The organism is Streptomyces monticola (genome assembly GCF_042665355.1).
GTDB lineage: Bacteria > Actinomycetota > Actinomycetes > Streptomycetales > Streptomycetaceae > Streptomyces > Streptomyces monticola.
On the sequence record NZ_JBHTCF010000002.1, the window covers coordinates 236,375 to 254,585 of the forward strand.

The window sequence follows — 18,211 nt, forward strand, 5'->3', positions numbered from 1 at the left end:
CCACCCGCCCAAGGGGAAAACAGAGACCCGGCGGTGATCCGGGAAGGGGCCGTGCGCGTCCGTGGCGGGGGCGCGGAGGGAAGTCCGGCGCGGTCGCGGGGTGCTGGGCAGCGGTGCGCGCGAGAGCCCGCCGAAGACGCAGGCGTGGGACTTTCCGGCCTCTCCCGAGTACCCGCTCAACTGCTCCTGACCTGCGCTGATGTCCGTATCGCCGATAAAATCCCGACCGCGGGAAACGCCCTCGGCTCTCGGCTCTCGGATATCGGCTCTCGACTCTCGGGAAGGTCATGAATGAACCGGAACATCCGCACCACGGAAGATGTCCTGGCCATGCTGGACCGGCTCTTCACGCCGGACGCGGACCGGTGGACGCGGGACGGCTCCGCCTGGTGGGACCGGTTCTATGGCGACCGCTCCCGCGAGGTGCCGTTCTTCGTCGACAAACCGGATGAGAACCTCGTGGACCATCTTGAGGCGGGCCGGATCGTCGCACCGGGACGCGTCCTCGAACTGGGCTGCGGGCCGGGCCGCAACGCGGTCCACCTCGCCTCCCGCGGCTTCACCGTGGACGCCGTCGACCTGTCGCCCGCGGCCCTGCGGTGGGGCGAGGAGCGGGCGCGCGCGGCGGGCGTCGACGTCCGTTTCCACTGCGCCGACATTTTCAGCGCCGAACTGCCGCCCGGGTCCTACGACTTGGTGTACGACTCGGGCTGCCTGCACCATCTGCCGCCGCACCGCCGGGTCGGCTACCTGGCGCTCCTGGACCGTGTGCTCGCCCCCGGCGGCCATTTCGCCCTCACCTGCTTCGCCGCAGGCGGAATGGGATCCGAACTGGACGACGAGGAGTTCTACCGCCGCGGCAGCCTGGAGGGCGGCCTCGCCTATTCGCCCGACACCTTGCGCGGACTCTTCGGGGACGCCGCCGACTCCGTCGCCGGCTACCGGGAGATCGAGCTGCGCCCCATGCGGGAGCAGTCCGCGGACTCGGACGCCTTCGGGGAGACGTTCCTGCTGACGGCGCTCTTCCGGCGGCCGGTGGGGTCGGCGGGGTGACCGAGGTGGGACGTGGCCAGGGCCTCAACTAGGTGGCTGCGGGCGGCGCGTCTTGTGAACTCTCACAAACACCTCCACCCGACTCTGGACGTCGTCCCACCTCCCGCCGGGCCCCGCGCCGCCAAGATGTGGGGTGAGTACCTGCGGGTAACAACGAGGCGGAGGTCAGCGGATGAAGCTGGGCAGGCGACTGAGGGCCGGGATCGTGGCCGTCGCGGCGGGGGCGGCGATGGCCGGGCCCGTGGCGCCGGCGGGAGCACAGGACGACAGCGGGGCCGGGGCCCAAGAAGCCCTGGAATACGTGGCATTGGGCGACTCCGCGGCCGCGGGACCGCTGGTGCCGAACCAGGACCCCAACCTGCTGTGCCTGCGCTCCGACCGCAACTACCCGGCCGTCGCCGCACAACAGCTCGGCGCCCGGCTCACCGACGTCACCTGCTCCGGCGCCACCACGGCCGACCTGGCGGGGCGCAGGCTCGGCGTCCTGGACCCGCAGTTTGACGCGCTCAACCCTGGGACCGACTTGGTATCGGTCACGATCGGGGCCAACGACTCGGGGCTCTTCCAGCAGGCGCTCGGCTGTATGAACGTCCTGCCCGAACCGGCCGGCGTCTCCTGCGCCGACCGGCTCACCGCGGGCGGCCGGGACCAGCTCGCCGAGGCCGTCGCCCAGTGGGCCCCGAAGTTCGGCGCCGCACTGGACGAGATCCGGCGCCGCGCACCCGAAGCGAAGATCGTCGTCACCGGGTACGGCACCTACATCCGTCCCGGCGGCTGCCACCCCGCCCAGCCCGTGTGGCCCCGCGACGCGGACTATCTGCAGAGCGTCATGAACAAGATCAGTACGGCGGCCGAGCGGCAGGCCACCGCGCGCGGCGCCCGCTTCGTCGACTTCGCCGAGCTCACCGTCGGCCACGACATCTGCGCCCCGCGCGAGGACCGCTACCTCGAAGGACTGATCCCCGCGCAGGTGGCCGCACCGCTGCACCCCAATAAGCGGGGCATGGTCGCCTTCGGCAAGGCGGTCGCGGCGGCGGCCCGTTGAACGAACGGGTGACGGTTGTGGGCCTTGCGGCTCCCGGCTCTCGGCTCCCGGCTCCCGGGCGCCGTCACTCCGACGACGCCCGGGCGGCCAGGGCCGCACGCAGCAGCGCGACGTCCGTGACCCGCGTCGGATCGGCGCCGGTCAGTTCGGTGATACGGCGAAGCCGGTAGTCCACGGTGTTGGGGTGGATGTGCAGGGCGGCCGCGGTGGGGCGGCGGCCGCCGTGGCGCAGATACGCCGTGAGGGTCTGCAGGAGTTCCTCGTTGCCGTCGAGCGGGCCCAGGAGCGCGGCGAGCCGGTCGCGTGCCACGCTGGGCCGGGACAGCTGATACTCGAGCAGGACGTCGTCGAGCCGGTAGAGACCGGGCGGGCGGCCGAAGTCGAGGGCCACGTCCAGGACTTCACGCGCCGTGGCGGCGGCCGCGGCCACCCCGTGCGGCGCGGCGGCGACGGCACCCGCCGTCACCCGGGCCCCGGCCGCGCGCCCGACATCGGTGACGGTCCGCGCGAGCCGCTCCCAGTCGCGCCCGCCGAGCTCCTCGGGCGGGCCCTCGGCGGGCAGCAGCGCGATGCCGCCCCGCGGGGTGAGTGAGGCGAGCACGGGCCCGCCTGTCTGGCGCTCCAACTCCACGCGCAGACGGCGCAGTTTGCGCCGACCCGCCACCGTGGGATCGACGCCTTCGCGCTGCTCGTCCGGGTGCTCGGCCATGGCGACCGCGAGGACGAGATAGCAGGGCGGCAGGGGAAGACCGGTCCGTTCCGCGTCGGCGGGCGCGCCGTCGAGCAGCGCGGACAACAGGGTGTAGCGCGCGGAGTGCTCGTCGTCGGACATCGTCTGCCGCTCGTCCAGGTAGCCCGCTCCGACCGCCGGGGTCACCCGCTCCAAGTAGCGCAGTATGAGGGAGTTGACGGCCAGGACGTCAGCGACCTCGTCGGGCCGCACCTCGGGGGTCACCGACTCCCACACCACCTGGAAACCGACGTGGTAGGCGGTGAGCACGATGTCGATCGGAATGCCCTCCTCCGCCCGCCGCGCCGCGGACTCCCGCAGGTGGTCCACCTCGCCCTGCTCGGGCAGGCGTTGGGTGCGCAGCACGCCGATGAAGGACTTCAGGGTGTGCTGGATGATCCGGGTGATGTCCCCGGCGAGCTGCTCGCCGGGCAACAGCCGGTACGCGGGGATCCGCCGGGTGAGCTCGGCGAGCACCGACTCCGTATGGCGCGGCAGCTGTTCGGCGAGGCGCTCGTGCAGCGGCCGCCCGCCCACGGTGAAGACCCGCTTGTCGCCCGTCACAACTCGCGCTCCCGAAGCGTGGGATCCGGGCCGGATACTGGCCCGCTGTCCGTGACGCATCATGACAGCCGGACACGATCATGGACAGGGGTCGGTCTGACAGGGGTCGGTCTGACAGGGGTTGGTGTGACAGCGGTCGGTCTGACAGCGGTCGGTGTGACAAGGGTCGGTCCGTCAGGGATCGGCCGGTCAGAGGTCGGCCGGTCAGGCGTCGGTCCGCTTCTCCGCCCGTGCCTGCGCCCCGATGAGCGGCTCCGTAGGCGTGGGCGTGCCTGTGCCGGTACGCCGGTCCCGTCGGCGGGGCACACAGCACGCCCCGACCACCGGCACGACAGCGAGGGCCAGCCACGGCGCCGCGCCGCTCACGCTGAGCAGCGCACCCGCCGGAGCGCCGCCGGCGAGCACGAGCAGTCCGGACAGGGAGGACAACGCTCCGGTGAACAGGCCCAGGTGACGGTCGCCGACCAGATCCGGCAACCAGGCCCGGGTGGCGGGCACCACCAGCATCTGCCCGAGGGTGAGGAGTACGACGAAGACGACCGCGCCCCAGGGGCCTCTCGCCGGCACCAGCAGCACCAGCAGGCCGGGAAGCGCGAACGAGGCGGCGATCAGGGCGAGTCCGAGGCGTACACTCGCGGCCCAGGTCAGCTGGGCCGCCGCCCAGCGGGACAGCGGCAGCTGGCCGACGACCACCAGGACCGAGGACAGCGCGAAGAGCCAGGCGAGGGCCGCCTGCGAACCCGTGGCGCGGTGCAGTTCCTCGGGCAGTGCGAGGTAGAGCTGGTTGTAGCCGAGCAGATAGCAGCCGTAGGCCGTGGTGAGGGCCAGAAAGCCACGGGAGCGCGGGAGTTGGGCAAGCCCTTCGCGCAGTGTGCCGGGAGGGGCGTTCCGAGGTGGGCTCGACAGGGACGACGGGGACGACGGCATCAGCCGCCAGTGGGCGGCCAGGACCACGGCGAAGACCACCGCGCCAGCCCCGCACGCAAGCCGGAAGTGCTGCGCCCCGCCCAGCGCGAGCAGCACCGCCCCCAGGAGCGGACCGAGCAGCGCGCCCGCCTGGCCGCCTGCGGAGAACAGTGCCAGGACCCGGGTACGGGGGACGCCGTCGGCGGTCTCATGACGTACCGCCTGCCGGGCGATCTCCGTCTCCACCGCCGGGGAGAACAGCGCCGCCGCGAACCCCACGAGCAGTACCGCTCCCACCGCGCTCCAGGCCTGTTCCGCGAGGCCGAGCCAGACGAAGCCCACGATGCGCAGGGCACACCCCGCAAGGACCACGGGGCGCGCCCCGAAGCGGTCGGTGAGCGCGCCGCCCACCACGAACAGCCCCTGCTGACTGAAGGTGCGCAGACCGAGGACGAACCCGACCAGCCAGCCGGCCAGCCCCAGGGCACCGCTCAAGTGCCCGGCCAGATAGGGCAGTACGGCGAAGAAGCCCACATTGAACGTGAACTGGCTCCACACCAGCAGCCGCGACACGGCGGACAGCGCCCGGTAGTCACGCACAGCTGCGGCACCGGGCACCCGACGCGGACGACGCGCCGGCACCGGGTCGGTATCGGGAACGGGGTCGGTATCGGCGGGAGTCGGGGGCATACGGATCACTCGCTCGGTCGGGTCCAGGACGTCTGCGGACTGGCGGCTGCCCCGACTGGGCCTGGACGCGGCTGCGGACTGGTGTCAGCTCCGGGTCGGTCCGGGTTTGGCTGCGGGCCCGCGTCCATGTCGGCACTGGGCTGGTGCGGCTCGGCCTCCGCCCCGCGCCCCGGCGGTTGCGAGTCGGTGACCGCCACAGTGCCGGACGGCTGCGGGTGGGTGGCCGTGCGGGTGCCGGGCGGTTGAGGGTGGGTGGCCGTGCGGGTGCCGGGCGGTTGAGGGTGGGTGGCCGTCGCGGTGGTGGGTGTCCGGGGTCCGGTGGCCGTGGGCAGCTCGGGTACTGCTGCCAGGAGGGCCCGGGTGTACGGGTGTTGAGCGCCGTGGACGGTCAGGTCGGCGGCCTCCAGTTCCTCGACGATCCTGCCCTCGCGCAGAACAGCCACCCGGTGGGCGAAGCCGCGGACGAGAGCCATGTCGTGGGTGATGAAGAGATAGGCGAGGCCCAACTCGCGCTGCAGATCGGTCAGGAGGCCGAGAATGCCGGCCCGGATGGTCGGATCGAGTCCGGAGACGGCCTCGTCGAGCACGATGAGACGCGGCTCGCAGGCCAGGGCCCGGGCGATCCCCGCCCGCTGGCACTGCCCGCCGGACAGCTCGTGCGGGCGGCGGTCGCCGTACGAGTCGTCCAGGCCCACCTGTTCGAGGAGTCGGGTGACGCGCGCGGGCCCGCCGGCGGCGTCCCAGCGGCCCTGTGCCCGCAGCGGCTCCGCGACGGCGTCCCGGATGCGCTGCCGTGGGCTGAGCGAGCCGAACGGGTCCTGGAAGACGGGCTGCAGCAGCGGCCGCACCCGGCGCAGCGCCGCCCCGCCCAGGCCGGTCAGCTCCTGACCGGCGAACTCGACCGAACCGGCCGCCGGTTCACGCAGCCGCAGCACGGCCTCGGCAAGGGAGGTCTTGCCTGAACCCGAGGCCCCGATCAGGGCCAGCGTCTCGCCGGGCGCGACCTCGAAGGACGCCCGGTCCACCGCGCGCACCGGTTCCTCACCACGCCGCCGTGGACGATGACGTACCGTCACATCCCGCACACGCAAGAGCGGTTCACTCGCGGTCGACGGCGACGGCGACGGCGACTGCGACGGCAGCGGCGACGCAGACGGGCGACGATGGCCGCGCGCAGCGGCGAGCAGCGCCGCCGTGTGCGCGGATTCCGGCGCCCGCAGCACGTCCGCGACCGGACCGCACTCGTGGGCCCGGCCGGCGTGCAGCACTGTCACCGTGTCGGCGTGCCGGGCCACCAGCGGCAGGTCGTGGGTGATCAGAAGCAGAGCGGCGCCGGAAACGGCCCGTTGTTCGGCGAGCAGCGAGAGGACCTGCTCCTGTACGAGCGGATCGAGCGCCGTGGTCGGTTCGTCGGCGACCAGGAGCGACGGCCGGTGCAGGGTGGCCAGGGCGATCACGGCACGCTGGCGCATACCGCCGGAGAACTCGTGCGGATGCGAGCGGGCACGCCGGGCCGCATCCGCGATCCCCACCCGCTCAAGCGCGGCGACGGCACCCTCCCAGGCGGTGCGCCGCCCGAGACCGGCCACCGACCGCAGGGACGCGGCCAGTTGGTCCCCCACGGTGTGCACGGGGGAGAGCACCGACAGGGAGTCCTGCGGTACGTAGCCGATGGCGCGCCCCCACAACCGCGACCGCACCCGCCGCCCCGCGCCGAGCAGCTCCGTACCGTCCAGACGCGCGCTGCCCGAGGCGACGGCCCCGTGCGGCAGCAGCCCGAGCAGGGCCCGCGCGGTCAGGGACTTCCCGGCGCCCGACTCACCGACCAGCGCGTGGACCCGGCCCGGGGGCAGAGCGAACTCGACCCCGCGTACCGCAGTTCCGCCCTGTCGGCCGCGCGGCGCGGGCAGGGTGATGCACAGATCACGCACGGACAGCAGCGCCGGGGCGGCACCTTGCGCGGCGTCATCGGTACCAGAACTCAGTGCACTCGCAGTACTCGCAGTACTCGCAGTACTCGCAGTACTCAGAGAACTCAGACCGTCAGAGCCGTCCACCGACACCCTCCTCCGCACTCGGCGTGACCGTCACAGCGGTCCCCGTACGCACCCGCGCGCCACGCACCCGCGCGCCACGCACCCACGAGCGAACTCCCCAACGTGCCCCCGTCTCCGCCCCCGTCTCCGCCCCCGTCCCCGTGCCCGCCGCCGTCCTCGCTCCCGCAAGGTTCAGCGAAGCCAACGACACGGCGAGCCCTGCAAGGGCGGCCAGCGCCGCCGCGGGTGCGAGCGCGGCCCAGGGTGCGCGTTCCAGATAGGAGCGGGACTCGTCGAGCAGCAGCCCCCACTCGGGGGATGGTGCCTGCGCGCCCAGGCCGAGGAAGCCGAGCGCGGCGAGTGCGAGGGCCGTGCCGGGCAGCCGCAGGACGGCGTGCCGGGCCACCGGCGCGGCCACGGCGGGCAGTACGTGCCGCAGCAGGATCCGGGACGGGGTGGCGCCGATCGCGCGCTGCGCGGCCAGGAACCGGGAGGCCCGTACCTCCTGCACCAGCGTCGCGGCATGCGCGGCGAGCGGCGGCCAGGACACCGCGGCCACGGCCAGGGCGGCGCCCGTGGTGCCGGGCCCCGTGACCGCTGCGACGAGGAGCCCCGCGAGGACGGGCGGCACGGCGTTGGCGATATCGGCGACTCCCGCGCTGAACGCGGGCAGGAAGCCGAGCGCCAGGCCGATGAGCCCGGCGGCCAGCGTGACCGCGGCGGCGGTGCCGACGGTGGCCGCGGCGCCGTGCCCCAGGCGGGCGAGGACATCACGGCCAAGGGCGTCGGTCCCCAGCGGGTGGGCCGCGGACGGTGCTCCGAGGCGGGCGGCGGTGTCGACCGTGAAGGGGTCCCGCAGCAGTCCCCACACCGTCATGGCGAGCAGCGCGGCCGCGAGCACGGCGGGCACGAGGACGCGAAGGGCGGTGGCGGCGGCGGGCCGTGGCGCGGGCAGCGTGAGTGCCGCGTCACGAAGAGAGGGCCCGAGCAGCCTGCGGCGAAGCAGCTGGGCGAGGGCGCCCGCGATGAGGCCGAGTGCCAGGAGGGCGAGGACACAGCCCTGCAGCAGCGGCAGATCCTGCGACTTGGCGGCGCCGAGCGCGGCGCGCCCGATGCCGGGAACGGCGAACACCGTCTCCACGGCCACCGCGCCCCCGGTCAGACCGACCGCCACCAGGCCGAGCTGCGGCGCCACGGCGGGCACGGCGCGGCGCAGACCACCGAGGGCGATACGTGTGGTGGACACCCCGGCCACGCGCCACAGTTCGGCCCAGCGTTCGGCGAACGCCCCGGGCAGCGCGTCGGCCACCAGGCGGCCGAGCAGCCCGCCGGCGGGAATTCCCATCGCCAGGGCGGGCAGCACCATGTCGCGCGGACCGGTCCACCCCGACGTGGGCAGCAGCCCGGCCCACACTCCGAGCACCAGGAGTCCGACCGGCGCGATCAGGAACTCGGGTACGGAGGCCAGCATCGCCGCGCCCGCACCGCCGCCGGCGCCCTGGGGCAGCGCGCCGCGTGCTCCGCGTACGACCATGCGGGCACACAGCGCCGTCGCGATCAGCAGCGCCACCAGGAGCGAGGCGCCCATCAGGGTCAGGGACACGGCGAGTCCTGACAGCACGCCCGGCAGCACCTCCGTGCCCGATACCCACGAGGTGCCCGCGTCCCCGCGCAGAAGGCCGGACAGCCAGTGCCCGAGCAGCGTCAGCGGTCCCTCGCCCAGGCCCAGGTCGTCGCGTACGGCCTGCAACGCCTCGGCGGTGGGTTCCTGTTCGGCCGAGCGGGCCCGGAGCACGCTCAGGGCCGGATCTGTGCCCGACAGCCAGGGGAGGAGTCCCACCAGACCCACCACCACGACCAGCGCACCGGCACGGCCGCCGGCGGCCGCGAGCACTTGTGTGCCGACTCGCCTCACCAGAGCCTCACTTGATGTACGTGGAGCGGGTGACGAGCTCACGCTCGCGCGGGTCCTTCACGGAGCCGACCACGCCGACGGCGTCGCCCTGGACGACCCGCTCGTGCAGCAGCGGCAGCGCGGCATCCGTACCGAGGACGGCTTCCTCGGCCGCCATGACCTTCTCGCGCCGCTCCTCGCCCGCCGGTGCGGCAGCGGCCGCGCGCAGAGCCGAGTCGACGCCCTTGTCGCCGAGTTGGGAGATGTTGAAGGAACCGTCCGACGCGAAGTCGCTGTACAGATAGGCCGCCGGGTCACCGGAGTCCAGGACGGTGGCGCGCGAGAGCACGAAGGCGTCGAACTTCCCCTCCAGGGCGTCGGATTCGATCGCGGAGTACTCGCGCACGTCGAGCTCGACCTCGAACCCGGCCTTCTCCAGCTGCTGTTGCAGCAGCGCCGCCGCCTCGGGCAGCTCGGCGCGGTCGGTGAACGTACCGATCGTGATCTTCGCACCGTCCGGGTCCGCGGCCTCGGCGCGGCCCTCGGCGGTGTCGCGCAGCTGCGCCGCCCAGGGCAGGGCGGGCCCGAGCAGACCGTCGGCCCGGTCGGCCCGGCCCTCGTACACACCCCGCACGAGCGCCTCGGTGTCCAGCGCCTCCCGCGCGGCCGCGCGCAGGGACGCCTGCCGGAACGGGCCCGAAGTGGTGTTCAGGTAAAGGGTGTTGGTGCGCGGCATCGGCACCTCGGTGATCTGGTTCTTTTCCAGGAGGGAGGCCTGGGCGACGGGTACGGCCTCGACGATGTCGGCCTCGCCGCTGCGCAGTGCGGCCGCCCGCGCGGTGCCGTCGGGCACGAACTTCACATCGATGCCCGGGGCCTTGGCCGGGCCGCCCCAGTACGCGTCGTAGCGGTCGAGGGCGGCGGACGCGGTGCCGTTGACCTTCGAGATCACAAACGGCCCGGTGCCGGCGCCGACCGGGTCGACGGCCTTGGTGTGGTACGCCTTCGCCGCCAGGATCGACAACTGGGGCGAGGAGAGCCGGTGCGGGACCAGAGGGTCGGTCTGGGAGGTGGTGATCTCGACCTTGTCCCCGACGGCCTTGGCGCTCAGGCGCACACCGTCCAGGATGCGCGGCTTGGGTGAGGCCCCGGCGGCCCGCTCCAGGGAACGGACCACGGCGCGGGGCGTGAGCGCGGTGCCGTCGTGGAACGTCACGCCTTTGCGGAGCGTGAACGTCCAAGTCCGGTCGTTCTGCGTCCACTTGGTGGCGAGCAGCGGCTGTGGGTCCCCGTCGGCGTCCAGACGTACGAGCGTCTCGGCGGCCGACCAGCGCGACAGCTTGAAGGCGTCGTCGCTGAGCGGCGAGAGCCCCGAGCGCGGCGGCTGCATCATCGCCACGCGGATGCGCTTGCCGCCGTCCCCGCCCTCGCTCCCCGCAGAGGGCGCGAAGCATCCGGTCATGAGGGGTACGGCGGCCGCTGCGGTGAGCGCGGCGAGGAGCCGTCGCCGGGAAAGCGCGGCGGGGAATATGGCAGGCAGGTTCACGGCAGTCCAGAGGTAATGGCCTGGCAAAGCGGGCAGGCAGTGAAACTAGCACATGAAAACCATTGCCAATAATGCGGGCGACAGGGTGGGGGTGACGGGGTGGAGGGAGCCGGGTGCGGGGCGCCGGGCAGCCGAAAGCGCCAGGCAGACGAAAGCGCCGGGCGGACCGCGTGCTCACACGCGGCCGCCCGGCGCTCTTGGTGGTCTGGGCCCCCGATCCGCCGGAGGAGGAGCTGCCCTGCTGTGCGGGCCTCGACCCCTCTGGTCGGTCTTCTTGTCCTTCTGCTTCTCTTCTTTTTCTTCTCGTGCTTCTCGTTCTTCTGCTTCGGCGCCTTGCGCCGACCCCCGTCGACGGCACGCGCGCGTGCCGGTGCGGATCAGGCCGCGGGTACTTCCAGGGTGCTGAAGTCGAGGACGCGGTCGGCCTCGCGGAGGGTCTCCTCGGCGGCTTCGCGCGCCTCGGTCGGTATGTCGCCGCGTTCCTCCACGAGGTCGGCGTAGATCGGGGCGTCGGCAGTGTCTGCGGGGCTCACCGTGCGGTCCTTTTCCTTCGGGTACGTAAGAGGCTGTCGGGTGACAGCGGCAGTCGAGTGTACGAGGCACGCTCCCTAGGGTGCGAGGGGCCCCTGTGACTAGGGGTGTATGAGATGCCACACGCGGTGCGTGGGAAGCCTTGAGTCCGGGGCGGGGCTGGAGGTGTGCGGGGTGCGCATGTCGCTTACGCCGTCGATGAACAGGCTTCCATAATGGGCGATATGCCGCGTACGCCCAGAAAGTTCTTGCCCAGGCTGCGGAAGCGCCTGCGCGATTCGCTGCTCATCGTCCCGCTCATCGGCCTGATCGGCGGCTGGGCCCTCGCGTCGGGCGCCATCCAGCTCGACACCTTCATCTACGAGCTCGACGAGCGCTGGCAGGACGTGGACCTGCGCGACCTGTGGTTCCTGCGGACCGCCGCCGACCTGGGAGCGGCGGCCAAGGCCGCCCTCGGCACCATGAGCTCGGCCATGCTGACCTTCATCGGTGTCGTCTTCTCCATCTCCCTCGTGGCGCTGCAGATGGCGGCCGGGCAGTTCACCCCGCGCGTGGTGCGCATCTACATCGAGAGCTGGGTCACCAAGACGACCCTCGCGGTGTTCCTGTGCACCTTCCTGTACACGCTGCGCGTGCAGAAGGAGTACGCGTCGGGCAACGACGCGAACGACACCGTCGTCCCCTACGTCGGCGCCTCCCTGGCCATGGGCTTCATGGTCGCCAGCCTGGTGCTCTTCGTGGTGTATGTGAACTCGACGGTCCGCCTGATGCGCGTCACCCACGTCATGGACCGGGTCACACGCGAGAGCCTGCGCCTCATCGAGACGCTGCCCGGCGCCGACGGCGCCGGCGAGGAGCCGGCGCACACCTGCGACCTGTCGCAGGCCGCCGTCCTCGCCCACCGCGGACGCCCCGGAGTGCTGCAGGCGGTGCACGAGCACCGGGCCGTCCGCCTCGCCGAGCGCCAGGGCCTGACCCTGCACCTGGTGCCGCAGGCCGGCGACTACCTGTGCCCGGGGGAGCCGCTCTTCCTGGTCTGCGGCGGAGGTCCGGACCCCGGCCCGGACCTGCAGCAGGCGGTCGTCGACATCGGGGTGGAGCGCACCACCGAGCAGGACGTCGGATTCGGTCTGCGCCAGCTCGTCGACATCGCCGTCCGCGCCCTGTCCGCGGCCGTCAACGACCCCACCACCGCGGTCCAGTCACTCGACCGCATCCAGGTGCTGCTCGCGGCACTCGCCCGCCGTCCCCTCGGCATGCTCGTGCACCGCGACGGCGAGGGCGTGGTGCGCCTGGTCGTCACCACGCCCCAGTGGCCCGAACTCCTGGATCTCGCCCTGTCCGAGATCCAGGACTACGGCATCGACTCGGCCCAGGTCACCCGCCGTCTCGCCGCGCTGTTCGACGCTCTCGACCGCTCTGTCCCCGACGGCCGCCGCGCCGCGCTCGCCGCCCGCCGCGCACGGCTCGAAGAAGCGGTCCGCCGCAGTCAACCGGACGTGGAGCGGCGTGAGTTCGCGCTGCACGCGGACCGCCAGGGCATCGGCTGAGCCGCAAGCGGTCCCGCTGTGGGGCCCGGTGCGACGGGACCGTCTCCGGGTGACTGCCGGGCCGGTGTCCTAGACGAACGGCGTGATCCGCTCTTCGATGCCGAGCAGCAACTTGCCGTAGATCTCCATGCCCACGGCAGGCGTGGAGGCCGCGTGGCGACCGGCGGTGCTCGCGTCCCGCCAGATGCGCTGCAGGGGACTGGTGTCGGCGAAGGCGCCGGCGCCATGCGCGTTGAGCAGGGTGTTGATGGCGTCGAGCGCGTTCTTGATGGCGTGACCGCTGTCGGCCCGGACGCGGGCGCGGGTCAGCGTGTCGAGGTCGCCGCCGCGTGCGGCGGCCCCGTCGATATCGGCGGCGGCGCGGTGCAGATGCAGCTGCGCGGTATCGATCTGCAGGGCCGCCTCGGCGATCTGGAGCTGCACGGCCACCGAATCGGCCTGCGTCTCGTAGTAGGTGTACGAGATCGGCTTGGTCGCGGCCTTCCCGGTGACCAGCTTCAACGCGGCGCGCGCCAGGCCCACTTGGGGCCCTGCGAGGCCCAGGGCGAGGAGCGGTGCGAACGGCGAGCGGTACAGCCCCGTCGGTCCGTGCACCGTGGGCAGCTCGCCGTCGATCGCGCGCGGTACGGAGATGACACGGTGCTCGGGTATGAAGATGTCCTCGGCGATCGCGCAGTTGCTGCCGGTGCCGCGCATCCCGGCGACGTACCAGACGTCCTCGATCTCCAGGTCGGTACGCGGCACCAGGACCATCGCCTGGTCGACGACCTCGCCGGCCTCGTCGGTCAGCGGCATCCCGAGGACGGCCCAAGTGGCGTGCCAGGAGCCGGAGTTGTAGTACCAGCGCCCTGACGCGCGCCAACCGCCCTTGACCCTGCGGGTGGTGGCGGTGGGGCTGAAGACACCGGTGGTCCGTGCGTCGGGGTCGGTGCCGAAGACCTCCTCCTGGGCCTCCAGGGGGAACAGGGCGGCCAGCCAGTTGGAGGTGTTGATCACGGCGACCACCCATGCCGTGGAACCGTCGCCCTCCGCCAGCGCGGTCGACACGTCCAGCTGGGTGCGCATGTCGGCCTCGTACCCGCCGAAGCGCCGGGGCACGGTCAGCTTGAAGAGCCCGGCGTCCGTCAGTGCGTCGATCACCTCGTCGGTGACCCTGCGGTCCGTCTCGATCCGGGCGGCGTGCTCGCGCAGCAGCGGCTGCAGCGCGGTGGCCCGTGCCACCAGCTCGGTGGCGGTCGGGGCGGCGGTGTCGGTGATGGTCATGTCTGTCTCCATGGTCTTGAGCACGTGGAACACGTAGAGCGCGTGGAACAGGTGGAACAGGTGGAACAGGCAGAGGGTTGGCGGGAGTCAGGCGACCGAGGTGAACGCGGAGTGCGTGCCGAAGGTGCGGTGGCCGTAGACCAGTGGCGCCGCCGTGGCCGTACGGGCGCGGACGACCGTGCCCAACAGCAGGAGGTGGTCGCCGCCCCCGACCGTCGAGGTCAGCTCGCACGCGAGCCAGCCCGGCGCGTCCGGCAGTCGCGGCAGCCCGTGGTCGTACTCCCACCGGATGCCGGTGAAGCGGTCGGCCGGCCGGCGGGCGAAGCGCAGCGCCAGCGGGGCCTGTTGCGCGCCGAGCACGTTCACCCCGAAGCGGCCGGTCGCCAGGATGCGGGCAAGGAGCCCCGAGCCGCGGTCCAGGGCCACCGACACCATCGGCGGGCGCAGGGACAGTGAGGCGAACGCGCTGACGGTCGCCCCATGGGGCGACCCGTCCTCGGTGGTGGTCACGACGGTCACCGGGGCGCAGACCTCGGCCATCAGATCCCGGAAGTCCTGTTCGGTCATCATGGCGTCCCTCCCATTCATCATGATGATTACGGTGATCATGTAGGAGGGTTCCAAAGAACGTCAAGAGGTGCGATGCTATTGGCCATAATCAATAGCTCTGAGGAGGGGAGGCGCTGTGGGAGCCGCAGACGACACCAGAGGGGGCACAGAGCCGCCCGCCCTGCGCCGCGGCGACTGGGAACGCGGCGCGGCCTCCCGTGCCGAGGTCGCCGCCGACCGCATCGCGGCGATGGTCGCGGAAGCGGACCAGGGTGCACGCCTGGGCACCAAGGAGGAGCTCCGGACCGCCTGCGGGGTGTCCGTCGGCACCTTCAACGAAACCCTGCGGCTGCTGCAGTCACGCGGCCTCGTCACCGTGCGCCCCGGTCCGGGCGGCGGCCTGTTCGCCGCCGCGCAGTCACCCATGCGCCGCCTGGGCAACTCCGTGCTCGCCCTTGACGCTCACCAGCCGGACGGCGCGGGAGCCCAGGAGGCCCGGCGGATCCGCGACGCCCTGGACCCGCTCCTGGCCGAGGACGCCCTCTGGCACGCGTCACCGGCCCAGATCGCCGAGCTCCGGGGGGAGTTGGCGGACCTGGCCGAGGCCGCCCGCGAACCCGACCCGGCCGCCTTCGCCGCCGCCGACCACCGGTTCCGTACGCGCCTTGCGGCCCTCAGTCCCAACACACTGCTGCGCTCCCTGTACGCGACGCTCCTGCCCGTCGCCGAGCCCGACGCCGCCGAGCAGCTACAGGAGCGGTGCGAACGGCATACGGCACTCGTCGACGCCATCGAGATCCGTGATCGCGTCCGAGCGCTCGAACTGACGCGATTCGACTGACGACTCCTCCGGCGCGAGCGGTGCCGCGTTACAGGAAGCTGACGTTCTGGGCCAGGGAAAGCCGGCCGGAGTAGTTGACCGTGTTGGTGGCCCGGCGCATGTAGGCGCGCCAGGCGTCGGAGCCCGACTCGCGCCCGCCCCCGGTCTCCTTCTCGCCGCCGAAGGCCCCGCCGATCTCCGCCCCCGACGTGCCGATGTTGACGTTGGCGATCCCGCAGTCCGAGCCCTCGGCGGACAGGAAGAACTCCGCCTCCTGCTGGTCGCGCGTGAAGATGCTCGACGACAGGCCCTGCGGGACACCGTTGTGCAGGGCGATGGCCTCCTCCAAGGTGTCGTACGTCAGGACGTAGAGCAGCGGCGCGAAGGTCTCCTCCCGTACGACATCGCTCTGTTCGTCGACACGGACGAGGGCGGGCTCCACGAACGCCGCCTGCGGCGCGGCATCCGCGAGGCGCCGCTGTCCGCCCGCGAGAAGCCTGCCGCCCAGGGCCTGCACCCGGGCGAGCGCGTCCAGCATTCCGTCCAGGGCCCCGGTGCTGATCAGCGGCCCGACCAGGGTGTCCGGGTCGAACGGGTCGCCGACGGGGAGCTTCGCGTACGCGGCGCTCAGCCGTGCCACGAGGCGGTCGGCGACATCGCGGTGGACGATCAGACGGCGCAAGGTGGTGCAGCGCTGGCCCGCCGTGCCCGCGGCCGCGAAGACGATGCCCTGGACCGCCAGATCGAGATCCGCCGACGGTGCCACGACGGCCGCGTTGTTGCCGCCCAGCTCCAGCAGGCTGCGGCCGAAGCGGGCCGCGACGCGCGGCCCGACCGCACGGCCCATCCGGGTCGAGCCGGTCGCGCTGACCAGGGCGACGCGCGGATCGTCCACGAGGCGCTCACCGATGTCGTGGCCGCCGAGCAGCAGCCGGTGCACATCGCGCGGTGCGCCCACCTCGTCGGCGGCCCGCGCGAGCAGCCGGTCGCAGGCCAGCGAGATCAGCGGAGTGAACTCGGACGGCTTCCAGACCACGGTGTCCCCGCAGGCCAGGGCCACGGCCGTGTTCCACGACCACACGGCGCAGGGGAAGTTGAACGCCGAGATGACACCGACGACACCCAGCGGATGCCAGGTCTCGGCGAGCCGGTGCCCCGGCCGCTCGGAGGCGATGGTGCGCCCGTAGAGCTGCCGGGACAGGCCCACCGCGAAGTCGCAGATGTCGATCATCTCCTGCACCTCGCCGAGCGCCTCCGAGCGGATCTTGCCCGCCTCGACGGTGACGAGGTCGGCCAGGTCTCCCTGGTGCTCGCGCAGCAACTCGCCCAGGCGGCGCAGCAGTTCACCGCGGCGCGGTGCCGGGGTGGTGCGCCAGGTCAGAAACGCCTCGTGGGCGGCGGCGACGGCAGCCTCGGCGGCCGCGGGCGTCGTGGCGGCGAGGCCGAAGAGGTCCTCGCCGGTGATGGGCGTGCGCGCCCGGAGGCCGCTGCCCTCCGGGACGCTCGCGCCGATGCGCTCCAGACCGGCGCGGGCACGGTCGCGCAGTTCCGCGGTGGCGGGCAGGACGGTGCGGGTCATGACGCTCCCTGGGGGTGGGAAGGGGCAGCGGACAGGTGCGTGGGACAGAGACGGGGCGGCCGGTCAGCCGGGGGCGTCGCCCAGGCCGAGTTCGCGGGCCACCTGGGCGAGCGAGACATGCTGGCGGCGTGCGTACAGGGCGTAGGGGTCGAGGACTTCACGGCCCAGGGCTCCGGAGAGCCAGGCGCTGTCGTAGGCGGCGCCTTCCTTGGCGTTGTCCCTGGATCCCTCGCCGCTCAGGTTGGACTGGAAGATGCCCGCCGCGGACCGGGGCAGGAAGTCCTCGTAGACGATCGGCTCGGCCCGTATCCAGCCGTCCCGGAGCAGATCCGCGATGCCGGTGGGCGGGCGGCCGCCGTCCCGTGGCCGCTCGGGGGCGACCCGGAAGGTGAAGTACGCCAACGCCCGTGCGGCAAGCTCGTGTTCGCTGCCCGGCACGTGCTCGGTCCACAGGGCGCGGGCGAGTTCGCCCCGGTCGGCCCCGGGACGGAGAGCCGTCTGTTCGTCGAGGAGGGCGAGAAGCCGGTCGTACAGGGCGCGGCCCTTGCGGGTGACGGCGATACCGCGGGCCTCGACCTCACCGAACCGCACCCGCAGTGCGCCGCTGGTCACCCGGCCGTCCGGGGTGCGCAGGGCCCGCGGCTCGGCGAGTGCGCGGAACGACGTCTGACGGAGCAGCAGATCGGGGCCCTTCCAGCGGGGCGGCCCCTGAATGGTGTCGATCATCTCGATACCGCGCCCGGTCATCCGCCGGTACAGCTCGTCGATGTCCAGGACGCGCGGGGTGAGGTGGTTGAGGTGGGTGCTGCGGACGCCCCCGATGTCCGCGGCGACGCCGGAGACCCGCTCCAGCGTCTCGTACCAGGCCTTGTCGATCGGCTCGGGCGACAACGCGAAGGCCTCGACGGCGAGTTGCAGAAACCGCTCGGCCTCGGCGTCCGGCAGCTCACGCTCCGCCTCGGCCCGGTCGGCCAGGGCGAGCAGCTCCGGTGGAAACAGCTCACGGTCCGCGAGGAACCGGTCCAGACGCGCACGCAGTCCGGCGTCGAAGAACCGGGGGTCCGCGGGGGTGAGCAGGGAGGTGAAGACACGGAACGGATTACGGGCCAGCTCGTCGTGGTCCACCGGGCGGAACGCGGTCGAGACGACGGGCACCGCGCTGCCTTTCGTCTCCCGCAGATCGTAGAAGCCGACCGGACGCATACCGAGCGCGCCGAAGATCCGGGCGACCTGCCGCAGTTCGGCGGGGGTGCCGACGCGGATGGCGCCGTGCCGTTCCGCGGTCACCCGGCCGATGGAGCCGAGCCGTTCGGCATCCGCACCACGCGCGCGCAGGGCCTCCTCGTTGACCTCGCGCGAGACGTCCACGAGCGTGGTGTAGGCGGGGACCTCCCGCCCGTACATGTCGGAGAGCCGCGCGGCGAAGGCGGCACGCAGCTGCCACTGACTGATCAT

14 protein-coding genes are annotated in these 18,211 nt (G+C 72.7%); 4 read left to right on the forward strand and 10 right to left on the reverse strand.

What is annotated here, in order from left to right; genetic code table 11:
- Positions 1-291: 291 nt before the first annotated feature.
- Together ACFQVC_RS06545 and ACFQVC_RS06550 are read left to right on the forward strand one after the other, a co-directional pair.
- Complete coding sequence (locus ACFQVC_RS06545) at positions 292-1,053, forward strand: class I SAM-dependent methyltransferase (RefSeq protein ID WP_381827492.1); 762 nt, start codon at positions 292-294, stop codon at positions 1,051-1,053.
- Positions 1,054-1,225: 172 nt separating this feature from the next.
- Positions 1,226-2,098: an SGNH/GDSL hydrolase family protein gene (locus ACFQVC_RS06550; protein ID WP_381827494.1), complete on the forward strand. Its 873-nt coding sequence runs from the start codon at positions 1,226-1,228 to the stop codon at positions 2,096-2,098.
- A gap of 64 nt (positions 2,099-2,162) precedes the next feature.
- Here the strand turns inward: ACFQVC_RS06550 and ACFQVC_RS06555 are convergent, their stop codons facing one another.
- From ACFQVC_RS06555 to ACFQVC_RS06580, 6 genes are all read right to left on the reverse strand, one after another.
- A complete protein-coding gene (locus ACFQVC_RS06555; protein WP_381827496.1) occupies positions 2,163-3,392 on the reverse strand; it encodes a PucR family transcriptional regulator in 1,230 nt (409 codons plus the stop codon).
- Positions 3,393-3,596: 204 nt separating this feature from the next.
- A complete protein-coding gene (locus ACFQVC_RS06560) occupies positions 3,597-4,988 on the reverse strand; it encodes an MFS transporter (RefSeq protein WP_381827498.1) in 1,392 nt (463 codons plus the stop codon).
- 5 nt (positions 4,989-4,993) lie between these two features.
- A complete protein-coding gene (gene nikE / locus ACFQVC_RS06565; protein ID WP_381827500.1) occupies positions 4,994-6,919 on the reverse strand; it encodes a nickel ABC transporter ATP-binding protein NikE in 1,926 nt (641 codons plus the stop codon).
- A gap of 112 nt (positions 6,920-7,031) precedes the next feature.
- Entirely contained in the window at positions 7,032-8,939 is a 1,908-nt protein-coding gene (locus ACFQVC_RS06570) for an ABC transporter permease subunit (protein WP_381827502.1), read from the reverse strand.
- Positions 8,940-8,946: 7 nt separating this feature from the next.
- The gene (locus ACFQVC_RS06575; RefSeq protein WP_381828276.1) at positions 8,947-10,380 is read right to left on the reverse strand and encodes an ABC transporter substrate-binding protein; all 1,434 of its coding nucleotides are present in this window, start codon (positions 10,378-10,380) and stop codon (positions 8,947-8,949) included.
- Positions 10,381-10,841: 461 nt separating this feature from the next.
- A complete protein-coding gene (locus tag ACFQVC_RS06580; protein ID WP_381827504.1) occupies positions 10,842-10,997 on the reverse strand; it encodes a hypothetical protein in 156 nt (51 codons plus the stop codon).
- Between the two features lie 222 nt (positions 10,998-11,219).
- Between ACFQVC_RS06580 and ACFQVC_RS06585 the strand changes: the two genes are divergently transcribed.
- Positions 11,220-12,545 carry a DUF2254 domain-containing protein gene (locus ACFQVC_RS06585; protein WP_381827506.1) on the forward strand — a complete coding sequence of 442 codons (1,326 nt, stop codon included), beginning with the start codon at positions 11,220-11,222 and terminating at the stop codon, positions 12,543-12,545.
- 69 nt (positions 12,546-12,614) lie between these two features.
- On the opposite strand, the gene ACFQVC_RS06590 is transcribed toward ACFQVC_RS06585, so the two are convergent.
- Together ACFQVC_RS06590 and ACFQVC_RS06595 are read right to left on the reverse strand one after the other, a co-directional pair.
- Positions 12,615-13,808 (reverse strand): acyl-CoA dehydrogenase family protein, encoded by a 1,194-nt coding sequence (locus ACFQVC_RS06590; RefSeq protein ID WP_381827508.1) that lies wholly within the window; start codon positions 13,806-13,808, stop codon positions 12,615-12,617.
- A gap of 87 nt (positions 13,809-13,895) precedes the next feature.
- Complete coding sequence (locus tag ACFQVC_RS06595) at positions 13,896-14,399, reverse strand: flavin reductase family protein (protein WP_381827510.1); 504 nt, start codon at positions 14,397-14,399, stop codon at positions 13,896-13,898.
- Positions 14,400-14,493: 94 nt separating this feature from the next.
- Between ACFQVC_RS06595 and ACFQVC_RS06600 the strand changes: the two genes are divergently transcribed.
- Complete coding sequence (locus ACFQVC_RS06600; RefSeq protein WP_381827512.1) at positions 14,494-15,198, forward strand: FadR/GntR family transcriptional regulator; 705 nt, start codon at positions 14,494-14,496, stop codon at positions 15,196-15,198.
- A 28-nt stretch (positions 15,199-15,226) separates the two neighbouring features.
- Here ACFQVC_RS06600 and amaB read toward each other — a convergent pair whose 3' ends face one another.
- Together amaB and hglS are read right to left on the reverse strand one after the other, a co-directional pair.
- A complete protein-coding gene (amaB, locus tag ACFQVC_RS06605) occupies positions 15,227-16,756 on the reverse strand; it encodes an L-piperidine-6-carboxylate dehydrogenase (protein WP_381827514.1) in 1,530 nt (509 codons plus the stop codon).
- Positions 16,757-16,819: 63 nt separating this feature from the next.
- Complete coding sequence (gene hglS / locus ACFQVC_RS06610; RefSeq protein WP_381827516.1) at positions 16,820-18,211, reverse strand: 2-oxoadipate dioxygenase/decarboxylase; 1,392 nt, start codon at positions 18,209-18,211, stop codon at positions 16,820-16,822.